11 protein-coding genes are annotated in these 13,213 nt (G+C 44.7%); 4 read left to right on the top strand and 7 right to left on the bottom strand.

The window, feature by feature from the left end; translation table 11 throughout:
• Nucleotides 1-70 precede the first annotated feature (70 nt).
• Together ACLIIY_RS06245 and ACLIIY_RS06240 are read right to left on the bottom strand one after the other, a co-directional pair.
• Complete coding sequence (locus tag ACLIIY_RS06245) at nucleotides 71-1,006, bottom strand: DMT family transporter (RefSeq protein WP_434528321.1); 936 nt, start codon at nucleotides 1,004-1,006, stop codon at nucleotides 71-73.
• A 98-nt stretch (nucleotides 1,007-1,104) separates the two neighbouring features.
• Complete coding sequence (locus tag ACLIIY_RS06240) at nucleotides 1,105-1,818, bottom strand: helix-turn-helix domain-containing protein (protein WP_434528320.1); 714 nt, start codon at nucleotides 1,816-1,818, stop codon at nucleotides 1,105-1,107.
• 198 nt (nucleotides 1,819-2,016) lie between these two features.
• Between ACLIIY_RS06240 and ACLIIY_RS06235 the strand changes: the two genes are divergently transcribed.
• Nucleotides 2,017-3,384: an MATE family efflux transporter gene (locus ACLIIY_RS06235; protein ID WP_434528319.1), complete on the top strand. Its 1,368-nt coding sequence runs from the start codon at nucleotides 2,017-2,019 to the stop codon at nucleotides 3,382-3,384.
• A gap of 110 nt (nucleotides 3,385-3,494) precedes the next feature.
• On the opposite strand, the gene ACLIIY_RS06230 is transcribed toward ACLIIY_RS06235, so the two are convergent.
• Together ACLIIY_RS06230 and ACLIIY_RS06225 are read right to left on the bottom strand one after the other, a co-directional pair.
• Nucleotides 3,495-4,661 (bottom strand): hypothetical protein, encoded by a 1,167-nt coding sequence (locus tag ACLIIY_RS06230; protein WP_434528318.1) that lies wholly within the window; start codon nucleotides 4,659-4,661, stop codon nucleotides 3,495-3,497.
• A 358-nt stretch (nucleotides 4,662-5,019) separates the two neighbouring features.
• Nucleotides 5,020-5,916, bottom strand: coding sequence for an SDR family oxidoreductase (locus ACLIIY_RS06225; RefSeq protein WP_434528317.1), 897 nt, complete (start codon nucleotides 5,914-5,916; stop codon nucleotides 5,020-5,022).
• A 188-nt stretch (nucleotides 5,917-6,104) separates the two neighbouring features.
• Here ACLIIY_RS06225 and ACLIIY_RS06220 point away from each other — a divergent pair, with 188 nt between their 5' ends.
• On the top strand, nucleotides 6,105-6,989 hold the full coding sequence (locus tag ACLIIY_RS06220) for a LysR family transcriptional regulator (protein WP_285379194.1): 885 nt from the start codon (nucleotides 6,105-6,107) through the stop codon (nucleotides 6,987-6,989).
• Between the two features lie 106 nt (nucleotides 6,990-7,095).
• Here the strand turns inward: ACLIIY_RS06220 and ACLIIY_RS06215 are convergent, their stop codons facing one another.
• Nucleotides 7,096-8,700 (bottom strand): S8 family peptidase, encoded by a 1,605-nt coding sequence (locus ACLIIY_RS06215; RefSeq protein ID WP_434528316.1) that lies wholly within the window; start codon nucleotides 8,698-8,700, stop codon nucleotides 7,096-7,098.
• A 633-nt stretch (nucleotides 8,701-9,333) separates the two neighbouring features.
• Between ACLIIY_RS06215 and ACLIIY_RS06210 the strand changes: the two genes are divergently transcribed.
• Nucleotides 9,334-10,320: a cytochrome-c peroxidase gene (locus tag ACLIIY_RS06210; RefSeq protein ID WP_434528315.1), complete on the top strand. Its 987-nt coding sequence runs from the start codon at nucleotides 9,334-9,336 to the stop codon at nucleotides 10,318-10,320.
• 74 nt (nucleotides 10,321-10,394) lie between these two features.
• Here ACLIIY_RS06210 and ACLIIY_RS06205 read toward each other — a convergent pair whose 3' ends face one another.
• A complete protein-coding gene (locus tag ACLIIY_RS06205; RefSeq protein ID WP_434528314.1) occupies nucleotides 10,395-11,294 on the bottom strand; it encodes a LysR substrate-binding domain-containing protein in 900 nt (299 codons plus the stop codon).
• A gap of 124 nt (nucleotides 11,295-11,418) precedes the next feature.
• Between ACLIIY_RS06205 and dkgB the strand changes: the two genes are divergently transcribed.
• The gene (gene dkgB / locus ACLIIY_RS06200; protein ID WP_434528313.1) at nucleotides 11,419-12,219 is read left to right on the top strand and encodes a 2,5-didehydrogluconate reductase DkgB; all 801 of its coding nucleotides are present in this window, start codon (nucleotides 11,419-11,421) and stop codon (nucleotides 12,217-12,219) included.
• 88 nt (nucleotides 12,220-12,307) lie between these two features.
• Here the strand turns inward: dkgB and ACLIIY_RS06195 are convergent, their stop codons facing one another.
• A complete protein-coding gene (locus ACLIIY_RS06195; RefSeq protein ID WP_434528312.1) occupies nucleotides 12,308-13,156 on the bottom strand; it encodes an alpha/beta fold hydrolase in 849 nt (282 codons plus the stop codon).
• Nucleotides 13,157-13,213: the final 57 nt, after the last annotated feature.

The following is a 13,213-nucleotide window of genomic DNA, read 5'->3' as shown; positions in this document are numbered from 1 at the left end:
GTTAACGCTTTTCATCGATGTCTGCTAGGAGGCTATGTTCGTTAGTGAGGAAATCTTATTCGCTAGGAAATCATGTCACCTGTTTTGGTTTGCTCGCCTCTTTATCTAAGGTTTGAAGAATCAGGCATACACCAATCAATCCAACGCCAATCCAACCAGAGATAGCAATCTTCTCCCCAACAATCCAAACCGCCAACACCGCCGCAACAACAGGTTCAAACAACGTAAGAAGGTTGGCACTGCTAACATCAACGTGCCTTAATCCATACCCATACGCGAGATAACCCAAACACATTGGGACGATCGCCATATAGACTGAAACAGAAGCGTTCGTGACGCCGGTGAATAGGTTTTCTCCGGTAAACGCTAAGCTAGGCAATAACAACAGAGCACCACCAGCAAAGATACTACCTAACGCCGCTTGAGATTTGATTCCGCCATCAATCATTCGCTTAGCGACCCACGAATAAATGGCGTAACTTAATCCTGCGATGAGCCCCAAAACGATGCCAAATAGATAAGAGGCTTGGTCTGATTCAACTGCCCCACCCGATTTCGCCATGACTAACATCATGATGCCCACCAGACCAAATGCGAAGCTCACCCACCATTGAACAGAAACGTGCTTACCTTTGCTAAAAAGACACTCTATTAAAACAGTAAAGAAAGGCGCGCTGGCAATCGAGATAACGGTACCAACGGCAACACCAGAAAGCTTCATCGACGTGTAAAACGCCAAAGGATATACAGCTAATGCAACGCTGCTTATTGCTAACGGCAACTTAAACAGTAAAATCTGATGGAATTGATGACGGATGCTACGCCAAGATAACACTGCTTGAATGACGCCACCAACGCCCATAGCAAAAGCTCCAATGGCTAGCGGACTAACTTGATGAGCAAAACTCGCGGCTGTGCCTGTCGTTCCCCACAACAAAGAAGCGAACAAGATCGCCAGCGCGCCCGCTTGATATTGGTTTGTCGATTGAATCGCAACAGATGACATGCTTTATTTCTCTATAATGATTTTCCATAGAGAAAAGGATACGTTGATTAAGAAGGCATAACTTTGCAGAAAGGACGCAATAATCGTTTAATGAGACGTTATTGACGAGCTAACTCGCGTGGCGACAAACCAAAATGAATTGAAAAGCGGCGACTAAACGCAGATAAATCGGTGTACCCGACTCGCTCGGCAATCAGCTGAACTGGCAAGTCGGTATGCGTGAGCAAAGCTTTGGCTTTCTCCATTCGCAACTCGGTGATGTACTGCAATGTGCTGATACCAAGACTTTCTTTAAATAGCTTCTTAAATTGAGTCGGACTCAAACAAGCTATCTTAGCCAACTCATCGATAGACAAAGCCGTATCCATGTTTTCAGCAATATGGCTTTGTACCGCTCGAATCCTTGGGTCAACAGGCTTTGCGTGGGTTTGTTGCTCTAAAAGCATCGAGAACACATTCAGAATTGAGCTCTCTAACCCACTATCAACTTGGTGCTGCAACTGTTTTTCTACAAAATGAAGATAGCTTAACAGTGGTCGCGTAACAGAAAACACTGCCAATTGTTCCGTAAGAAAGTGCTCTGGCAAAACGTCCAAGTCCGCGACAATAAAACGCGCCATTTCATCGGCTTTGAATCCATGCTCAGTGCCAGCAGGAATCACGACACACTCACCGACGGTGACTTTACCGACAAAGTTTGTCATCTCAATCGCAATATTGCCGTGAATTGGCAGCACCAATTGATGATAATCCCCGTGTGAATGGCTCTGTAATTGCTTGGTATAAGCTCGAATACTGAGGCTATTTTTCATATCAGATTAGCTAACGAATACTATTATTTTCAGAAAGATACGTTGAGTATAGCCAGACGAACACACAACACAAATACGCCAACTGATTTGGATTATTAACCAAGTCTAAAAACTGATTTAAGGATTAGCCCTCTTATCATTAACAATCGCAACTCTATACTGGCACTGTTCCCGAACTTTCGAATCAAGAGCCTTGTGATGATAGCGATTTCCTCGACCTTAAAATCCGTTCTCGAAAAAACACTGCCGCTGACTGTCGGCCTTTTTGCGATCATGTCAGTACAACTTATTGATGCGGTGTTTATCGGCATGCTTGGCGTGAACGAGCTAACTGTTCAAGGTATCACCATGCCGTTCCAAGCTGGCTTTATTGGCATTCAAGTCGGCATTGGGGTCGCAGCAACGTCGATCATCTCACATGCTTTTGGCGCAAATAATACGCAACGCGCGACAAATACCGCTTCACTTGCGTTATTGGTCGGCAGCGCTTTTATCGCTCTCATTGGAATCGCGTTGTGGTTGATGGAGCAAAGTGTGTTTTCTGCGTTTGTCTCTGTGAAAGACAGCGGCGCACAGTATCAACAGCTCGAAACGTTATTTGGTCAGTTCTGGGGCTTATGGCTGTTGAGCGCACTATCCAGTGCCGTACTGTATTTAATGACCTGTGTTTACCGTGCGAACGGCGATACTAAAGTCACGGGATCTGTCTTTGTTATCGCAAGCCTTATCAACCTCGTGCTCGATCCGATCTTTATGTTCGTTCTAAACATGGGAATTGCGGGTGCTGCATTAGCATCGATGCTTGGCTTTGCCATCAGCGCGGGTTACATGATGCACAAAGCCAAAGGCCGACAATGGTTCGCGCCTTTCTCTTCGGCTTTAGCTAGCAAAGACGATGCTGCTCTGCTGATCAAAACCACGATTCCAACCATGATGAATCAGATTTTACCGTCCGTTAGTGCTTTCGTGACGGTTATGTTCATCGCTCATCTTGGTACTAATGAAATCGCATTTTGGAGCTTATTAAACCGAGTGGAAAGCTTCTTGTTGATCTTCACGCTGGCACTCACCATGTCTTTGCCACCAATGATTGGCCGTGAACTCGGCGCCGAACGTTTTGATTCAATCCAAGCGCTCGTTCAATCGGCTTCTCGCTTTGTTATTTTGTTCCACTTGGCCATCGCAACCTTGTTGGTAGTAAGTTTACCAATCGTTGTTCCTCTACTATCGGCGGACAACACAATGCAAGAGTGGTTAAAGCTAGCGCTTTGGGTGATTCCGTTTAGCTACGGCCCTTTAGGTTTGTGTATGGTTGTCACTTCCATCTTCAACGCATTAGGTAAACCAAAAACTGCCCTATTCGTTTGCTTTGTAAGATTGGTGGTTCTATACATCCCAGCGATTGCTATTGGTTCGTTACAGGGTGACATTTTTACAATCGTCATCGCGGCGACAATTGCTAACGTTCTAGCTGGCTTGTTTGCATGGTTGCAGTTATCGAGCTACGTAAAACAAAACTTGTCTGCGACTCAAGCGTCGATGTTGGAAGTGGAAGCAGTGAAGTAGCAGCGGGTTTTGGATTAGAAAGATAAACGCCCATACTTTTGAATAAGTGTGGGCGTTTTTGTTTTTGGCGCCGTACCTAGGGGGATGAGGTCATTACTCTTCTGCGTACTTTATAAAACCGGCACGTGATGCGCTTCCACTTTGGTTTTGTGAATGTGGCTCATCTTATGGGTATTAACGAAATCTGTTCCGCTCCTAAAGCCCATTTTCACTTTTGTAGTGAGTACTGCAATGTTGTTACCAAAGACAACGTCCGTGTGACGAGCATATTCACATTCTGTAGTCTTAACGCCTCGCTCAGCAAATCCCTGCTCCATCTTACGAGAGTAAGTAACGAAGTCCGCTGGCGTGATTTTTTCGTCTAATTTCGAGTTGCTTGTTACTGCGCTGACTACATCTGCCGGCGACAACGATTTATCGAGGCTTTCTAAGACCTCTACTGCTTTTTTAGGATGTACCGTTGGGGGCCTTTCACAGGTATACATTTCATAGAGGTACTCAACAACTGTCTCTATATCCTCTTTATTGTGCCCACCCATCAGATAACTTCCGTTACCTACTGCACCACCGGAAAACTTGCTCTGGCCATTAAGGTGCTTAGCTAAATTACCATCGGGCTTGATGCTGACACCGATATCGAAGAAGTAATCTCCGGCATTTAAAGCCAGTAAAGAGACCATGTTCTTTACAAAAGCTGGGCTACCGTGATTGATGCTTGCCTCATACAATTCCGTCATCTTTTCGGCAATGACTGGCGACTCCATGTTTTTCTTCTTCAGCAATTCAGCTACTGATACGAACTTAACATTATCCGGAAGCTCGACGCGTGAGTCGTAACAAGTTCGCCCTTTAGTACGTCTATCAACATATATAACATGTTTTACCTTTGGAGTAATTTTGGCATTACTAATGACGTTCAGTAGACCATGTTCCTTTTCAACACTTGGAATAATATTGTCTTCACCACTTTCCGCTTTTGTATTCACCCAACAATAAGCAACGGTCTTGGTTGGTAGCTTGGAAAAACTCGGTTTCGCGCACAACAAAGAACTGAGTCCACTCTTTTTCTTATTTTCTTTTAATGGTGTTAGCGCTACGTCGGTGTTTTCGTTGCTGCGTTCAGCAATGACTCTTTCTCGATTCGCTGCCCAGCGTTTATTGTCTGCTTGTGTCACTTTTAGCTCTTCCTTACGAGCTAAACGTTGTTGGGTTGCGCGTTCTTGGACAGATTGTTGTACTTGTTCTGAGTGGTCACTTGGAGAAGATTGATATCGCATTAAGTTGGCCCTAATTATCAAATGTAAGAATTTGTTACAATATGATAAATTTGACACTTAGAATAAATAGTGGTGATGAAGTAACCGCTCAATAAGATATTATTACTAATTAAAAGCTCATTATGAAGGGGAAAATCACATTATTTTCTCTTCTATATAATGGTAATGAGTACGGTAAATACCATTAAATATAAATTATTGTATATTTACTCTAATTTATCATGAGTAAAAAATAATTTAGTTCGCAATTAAATAAGTATCATCTAATTTATTTTTCATTAATAAACTAAGTAATAGTTAATAGGCTCTAATATTTAAAAAGGGACTCGAACAAGTCCCTTGATGGTTTCAAATAAGCTTAAGCATTCGTTAGTTTTTGCAGCTCTGCTTTGTTCTCTTCTAACCAAGCTTCGAAGCTCTGAGGTTGCTTACCTGTCAGTTGTTCAAACGCTTCACTTGTACCATCTGAGTAGTTTCCGCGATTGTGTTTATCCATCGTCACACACAACTCTACGATGGGAGCAGGCAACTCAAACGACTCAAGCTGTGCTTGGTAATCTTCGTCAGACAAGTTAACCATGTTGATAGACGTACCGAGAACTTTATCTATCACTTTCGCCATTTCTGCGTGCGTTAGAGATTGCGCACCGTTCATTGGCAATACCACTTTGCCCTGCGCTGGTGTCACTAGAGCAGATGCCGCAGCAAAAGCGAGATCTTTGCGTGATAGTTGTGCAGAGCGCCCTTCTGATGCCGACGTCAACCAATGACCCGATTGTAGAATGCTCGCAAAGTATTCTGCCAAGTTCTCGAAGTACCAGTTGTTGCGCATGATGGTCGCGTTAGCGATACTGCTTTGTTTAATCGCATTCTCTGTCGCTTCATGCTCATGCGCGAACATCACTGGCGAGCTTTCTGCAGAAGGCATTGACGTGTAAGCAATGTGGTTCACTCCTACTTTTTCTGCTGCCGCGACAGCATTCAAGTGTGCTTGAGTGCGAGGACCAGAGGCGTCGATGCTGATCAATAGCATGCTGTCTGCTCCTTGGAAGGCTTTCTCTAGTGACTCTGGGCTAGAAAAATCTGCTTCGCGAACATCCACACCTTGGCTTGCTAACGCTTGCAGTTTGCCTGCATTGCGAGTGGTCACAATCAATTGGCTTGGTTGTACATTGAGGTCTTCAAGCAATGCTTTTACCACTTGTGAACCTAGTTTACCTGATGCACCTGTTACTAGAATTTTGCGATCTGACATGATGATTTCTCCATTCAATTCTTACATTATTTCTTTCTGAATAAGGCGAAAATGACCAAGCTGTTTTGGCTTCCCGCTGTCGATGGAGACACTATATCGTTTGATGATTGATAGATAATTAGCCTTTGATTAAACTAATTGTTCATTCTGACTAAACAACACTAAATGGCTTTGGGAAAGTAATCGGTATGATCTCACTCGATGACATGATGGTCTTTGCCAAAGTGGCAGAGAAACAATCCTTTACTCAAGCAGCAGATGATCTTGATATTGGCAAAGCGCGCGTCTCACAAATCGTTTCGAAACTTGAGCAAGCGTTGAATACTCGCCTGTTGCATCGCACAACACGCTCCCTTTCATTGACTGATGCAGGTTTACGCTATTACGAAAAGTGCAAACTGATTGGTGATATTGCGTCTGAAGCTAATGCAGAAACACAAGATGCCAATCAAATCCCTAGTGGGACGATTCGTATTTCTACGCCTAGCTCAGCTTTGGTCGATTTATTGAGTGAGTTCTTACACCTCTATCCGGAAATCAAACTCGACATTATTGAGAGCGACAGTTACAGCAACCTGATTGAATCTCGCTGCGACATTGCACTGCGCGCCTCCTCCGCTTTAGAAGATTCGAGTTTATATGCGGTTAGACTGGGCTATTTTCGCGATATGATTTGCGCCACGCCAACCTATCTCAGCAAGGTAGAAACGGTATCGACACCGGAAGATCTTCTATCGTTGGATTGGATTAGCCACCATATCGTTCACGGTGATAAGCAACTCACGATGACCAACAGCCAAGGTCATGTCACGCGCTTGGTTCACAGTCCAAAAGTACAAGTGAGAACCGCGGCCACAGTAAAAGAGTTTGTTTTGAATCATCTTGGGTTTGCCATCATGCCAAGCTTTATGATGAAGGAAGAACTAGCTCGTGGAGATTTAGTTCGCATCCTACCCGATGTGCACGACTTAGAGATCCCGATTTATGCGGTGTATCAAGAGAAAGCCTTGATGCCGCTTCGAGTTCGCACTCTGATTGAGTTCTTGAAGCAAAAAACTGATGCGTTTGAATAACGTCGAACGTCCCCTATGAAACTCAGTCATCCCTAAGCACGGTATTACCAAAAGAAAAGCCCACCGAAAAGTGGGCTTTGTTCTCTTCTAATAACGAGAATAATAACTAGTAGCTTGCTTGAATGCTGACACCACTATAGTTTGAGTAACCTTGAATCATGACGTGGTAGCGTCCGCTTTGTGTTGCGCTGACCGTACATGTCTCATTGTTACCGTATTTGAAAGGTCGGCAATCCCATGCATTCAGTGCTGGCTTGGCGCCAAAACGGAGATACAAGTCAGCATCACCGCTGCCACCATACATTTGTACGGTTAAGCGCTGCCCCGCTTCTACATCAACATAGTAATACGCGACTTGACCAGTTGAACCACTTAAACCGCTCACTGGCACACCAGAAGTTAACTTGCCTTCAGGGTCCGGTGTTGGATCTGGGCCACCACAGTCTTGACCACAATCTGCATCGGTTAAGCTATAAAGTAGCTTGTTCACGCTGCCTCTTGTGTCCGTCACCTTTCCGCTTGTTGCGCGACTAACGATCAAGGCCTCTACTTGGCTTGGTGACAACGAACTGTTTTCTTGAAGATACAGAGCTGCTACACCCGCTACATGTGGTGTCGCCATCGAAGTACCACTAATGGTTTTGTAGCCACCGTCATACCATGCAGATTTGATTTGTGAGCCTGGCGCAAATACATCCACACAACTGCCCCAGTTTGAAAAACTCGAACGTGCATCCGTGCTGGTAGACGAGCCGACAGTGACACCAGTAGCAACGCGCGCTGGAGAGTAGTTACACGCATCGGCATTGGAGTTACCTGCCGCAAGCATAAAGCTGACACCTGACTGAACCGCACTTTGCACCGCACTATCGAGAGCGACAGATTGACCGCCACCTAAACTCATGTTGGCGACTGAGGGTCCAGAAGCATTCGCAGCCACCCAATCCACACCGGCGATGACACCAGATGTAGAACCCGAACCGCTACAGCTCAATACTCTCACGCCGACAAGGTTGACGTTTTTCGCAACACCATACAAGCTGCCGCCAATGGTGCCCGCAACGTGTGTACCGTGTCCATTACAGTCACTTGCATCTGCATCGTTGTCGACAAAGTCATACCCTGAGACCGAGCGACCACCGAACTCAACATGCGCATTGTTCACACCAGTATCGATAACATAAGCCGTTACCCCAGTCCCATCAAAGTTGGCACTGTAGTTGTTATTGAGTGGTAAGTTGCGTTGGTCGATTCGGTCTAGCCCCCAAATGGCATTGGATTGATTTGCGTCTGCCGAGACTATTGGGTCAAGCGATAGGATTCTGTCTTGCTCAATGTAATCCACACGAGGATCAGAACGCAGATCTTTTAGTTGCTCAGGACTCAATTTAGCGACAAATCCACTGATCGAGTGGTCAAAAACCGACTCCACTTGTATCGAATACAAACCAGACATGCGGTCTACAGACTGTTGCGTGAATTGCTCGAATTCCGTTGAGTTGATCGCCATCATTTGCGGTTGTTGAAATACCACTATGTAGCGATCTGCAATGGCGATGTCGTCCGGTGCAAGCATCAAAGTGGCAGGCAATGCGTCGGGAGCTTGTTGTAACTCTGCACTGTCCGCAATCTCATTAGATTGCGAAAAAGCGATAGAAGAATGAAAACAGAGTGCCGAGGTGATACAACAACTTAGTAGTTTCTTTAACATAAAATGTTCCTTGAAATCATAGTCTTGTTGAATTTTACCTAGTACCAAACTGTCAACACGAAAACACAGACAATCAGCGTAGTACGCTCAATACGTGCTGCAGTGACGTTACACAAATCAAACTAGACAATGAGCAACCATATGCACAATTGATAATAATTCACATACTCAGAAACATGATCAATAACCAAGCTTTATTGAAATTGAAATGCAAAAATTCATTTAGACTTAGAGCAAAATCCCTAAAATAGAATAATTCTACACACCTGACTTATTGCCTGTTATATACCCCACCCTTACCGATAATTTACGCAATAAAAACCTAGCTTCTCCTATATCTTAGGTTTTTCGCCTACCAAGGTTCACTTGATTGCATAATTGACCTAAATCAACGAACCTGTCGTTTATATTCTTTGCATATTTGTAAATGAAAGGTGACCAACTGCTTGGGAAGCTAGCAAAATCAAATCGTGCAAAGTTTGGGCGTTTTTAACATCGCTTTTTGCCATAAAAACCATCGATTTTTTGCATTTTATCGAATAAAACGATTGCTATACCGTGACTTCCAGAGCGTACCAATAAGAAGTACGCCGCCCTAGTGAGAGTGAAAAATCACTTAAAAAGGAAGTTATTATGAAAACTCTTATAGCAGTGAGCGTCTTGTCAGTCCTATCTTTCGGTGCCTACGCAGAGCGCCAATCCGCAGAGCCTATCAAGGTGATCGAACCGGTTGCTGGACTTGATGCGAAGAAAGTAGAACTGGGTAAAACGTTGTGGTTTGAACCTCGTATATCCGCCTCCAACACCATTTCTTGTAACTCTTGCCATAACATCGCAAAAGGTGGCGTCGATAACCTACCAAGCTCCATTGGTCATAAATGGGCAATTGGCCCTATCAACTCACCAACGGTGTTTAACTCGGATTTGAACTTTGTTCAGTTCTGGAATGGACGCGCAAAAGATTTGCAAGAACAAGCGGCTGGCCCTATTGAAAACCCACTTGAGATGGCCTTTAGCCACCAGCTTGCGATCGACACGCTCAAGTCGATTCCTCAATATCGCGAGTGGTTTAAACAAGCCTACGGTAGTGAGACGATCACCATTGATAACGTGACTGATGCAATTGCGACCTTTGAGCAAACCTTACGTACACCAAACGCACCATTCGACCTTTGGTTGAAGGGCGACGATAACGCACTAACAACAGCGCAGGTCGAAGGTTACAACTTGTTTAAAGCGAAAGGTTGTACAGCATGTCACAGCGGCCCTCTCGCGGGTGGTCAAATGTACCAAAAGATGGGCTTAGTGAAGCCGTTTGCAACGGATAACCCAGATGTTGGACGTAAAGCGATCACGGGCAATGATTTCGATAAGTTTGTCTTCAAAGTTCCGACACTACGTAACATCGAACTGACCTACCCGTACTTCCATGACGGTTCGGTTTGGGATCTAGAAGAAGCGGTCGCCATGATGGCGGATCTTCAGCTTGGTCAAAAACTGACGAAAGAAGAGTCGGTCAAGATTACTGAGTTCTTACGCTCATTAACGGGTGACCAACCAGAGGTAACACTTCCTCATCTTCCACCATCAACCAACGAGACGGCACGCCCAAATATCTAAGTTGGTAAATGAAATACTTTAAAGGAGCCAGCTTTGGCTCCTTTTGTTATTCATTTCAAATAATTGAATTCGTGCTACTCAAAACCTTCATCATTCATATGACGCTTTAAGAAATCGATAAATGAACGTACTCGAGCAGAAGCCACCGCGTTGGCGTAGTAGACAGCATGGATAGGCTGTCGAATATCTAAGCGAGACTCTGGCAACACTTCAACCAATCGACCATTACGTCGGTCACCTTGAGTCATAAAGTCAGACAGGCAAACAATGCCGTCTCCTTTTAATGCCATCACTCGAAGCGTTTCTCCACTTTCCGCCTTTACCACTGGCTTGATACGAAGCAGTTCACCCGCTTCGGTTTGCAGCGGCCAATCATTTAAGAATTCGAAACGACTAAAGCCTAACAACCGATGCTGTTCTAGTTCTTTGACTGACATTGGATTGCCATGTTGCGCGAGGTATTCGGGACTTGCTAAAACACGAATGCTACTGGTCGCTAGACGCGCGGCACGCATGGTGGAATCTTTAAGTTGTCCAATGCGAATTGCAATGTCGGTTCGCTTGCCAAGCAAGTCAATGTTCTCTTCATTACTGGTCAGTTCGAGCTCAATCTCTGGGTATTCTTGTTGATACTGCGCCACCAATGGCGCCACAACATGAAGCATAAATGGTGAAGCAGCATTAACTCTCAAAAGTCCCGATGGTTTACCTTTATCACCGACGAGCATATCTTCTGCCTCGTCCACCGACGCCAGAATTTTACGAACGCGATCAAGGTACAACTGCCCTTCTTCGGTCAGTTCAATTCGCCTTGTGGTTCGGTTAAGTAAGGTGGTATTGAGCTTAGATTCTAACCTTGCCAGCGCACGACTCGTCGCAGAGGTTGTCAAAGAGAGCAACTCGGCCGCAGCACTGATCGAGCCAGTATCAACCACCGACACGAACACATTCATTTCATCTAACGTTGCTTTCATTATTGCGTTTGATTCAAAAGTATTTTCATTTTATGTGACTTTATATCAATTTTAGAATCATGCAAACTGGGTTCATCGAAACGAATTCAACGACTAAAATAAATCTAAAAACTAGGAGATATGTATGACAGTTCCTGCATTTGGCGTGGGTACCTTCCGCCTTAAGGGTCAGGTTGTAATCGATTCAGTAAAGAACGCACTAGACCTTGGTTACCGCGTGATCGACACGGCTCAAATCTATGACAACGAAACTGAAATCGGTCAAGCGATTGAGGAAAGTGGCGTAGCGAGAAATGAGCTTTATATTACCACCAAGATCTGGGTTGATAAGCTTAACAAGCAAGACCTTATCCCGAGCTTGAAAGCAAGCCTAGAGAAACTTAAAACTGACCATGTTGACCTAACACTTGTCCATTGGCCAGGCGAAGGCACTGACGTGAATGAATACATGCCAGAGCTATTAAAAGCAAAAGAACTTGGCCTTACCAAAGCGATTGGGGTTTCTAACTTTAATATCGAGCTACTAGAACAAGCTGCAGATGTGGTTGGCTTCGATAATATTGCTACCAACCAAGTGGAACTGAGCCCATATTTGCAAAACCGCAAGTTAGTCGAGTTCATGAACGATAAAGGCATTACGGTGACATCCTACATGACACTGGTTTATGGCAAAGTTCTTAAAGATGAAGTGATTAATGACATCGCAACATCGAAAGGTGCGACCGCGGCTCAAGTGGCTCTGGCATGGGCAATGCAGAAAGGTATCGCAGTGATCCCGTCCTCAACAAAGCGCGAAAACCTAGCGAGCAACTTGAAAGCGTTAGAGCTTACGCTAACAGATGAAGAGATGGCTCGTATCGATGCGCTCGAATGCAATGGCCGTGAGGTTGACCCAGAAGGTCTAGCACCTAAGTGGGATGCATAACTCTCGCTCGATATTCATTCATTAATAAAATAGAAAAAGGAGCCCGCTGGCTCCTTTGCTTTTGTTTGCCTGTACACACAGAAGTGAATTAACTCGCTGCTACTGATTCGCTCATCACTTTCACAAATCGTTCTGGTTGCTCTAGCATTGGTGTGTGAGCCGATTCAGCGATGATTTCGAGCTTCATATCTGCCTCTCCAAAATCAATCTGATCCCATGATGAAACTGGCGCAATGCTGAAATCTTTTTCTCCGCTGATCACTAATACCTGTACAGCGGGAAGTTGCTGATAAATCGCCGTATTAAATTCAGCGAACACTTCTCCCCAGAGCTTATCTAACAGAGCGGTATGGGTTGGAAACCCTTCCCACAACGGCAGTTCATTAAACTCCGGAGCATACCAACGCATCGCGCCTAGTCGATGACACAAGTGAACGAATTTTCGCTCCGGATTTTGCTCAATGTCGCGAGCAAGCAATGGGAAATTACGTTCGAAAACTTGCTTTCTCTCCTCGTCCGCTTCTTGTTCCCAACGTTGAAATTGGAGCGCCTGCATTTGTGGTGACAAATTTGGCGAGATGTTCGCAAGCACTAAACCTTCAACATATTGAGGAAACGTCACGGCAAAATGGGTTGCCATTAATGCATGCCCAGAATGACCAAACACCCACGCTTTCTCGATACCGAGCTCATCCATGACCAATTTAATGTCAGCACTGATGGCTTCTAACGTTGCGTCAGATGCATTGGGAATAACGTCACACTCAGCAAAGCCTCGATGATCGACAAAAACACATTGGAAATGGTCGAACAATGCAGTTGGCATGACACGCAAATAGTAATCTGCGCTGCCGATAATAATTAAAGGGATACCGCTGCCACGAACGATAGTTTTAAGGTGGTAATGACCTGATTGAATGGTTTGATTCTTATTCATGATGTTTACCTAATTTAATTCGAGTTTGTTCCCTCCGAATATCAGAGTAGAACGTGA

It is taken from the genome of Vibrio sp. K4 (assembly GCF_051122595.1).
GTDB classification, from domain to species: Bacteria; Pseudomonadota; Gammaproteobacteria; order Enterobacterales; family Vibrionaceae; genus Vibrio; species Vibrio owensii.
The sequence above is the reverse complement of the archived record's forward strand: the minus strand, read 5'-3'. Positions and strand labels throughout refer to the sequence as shown.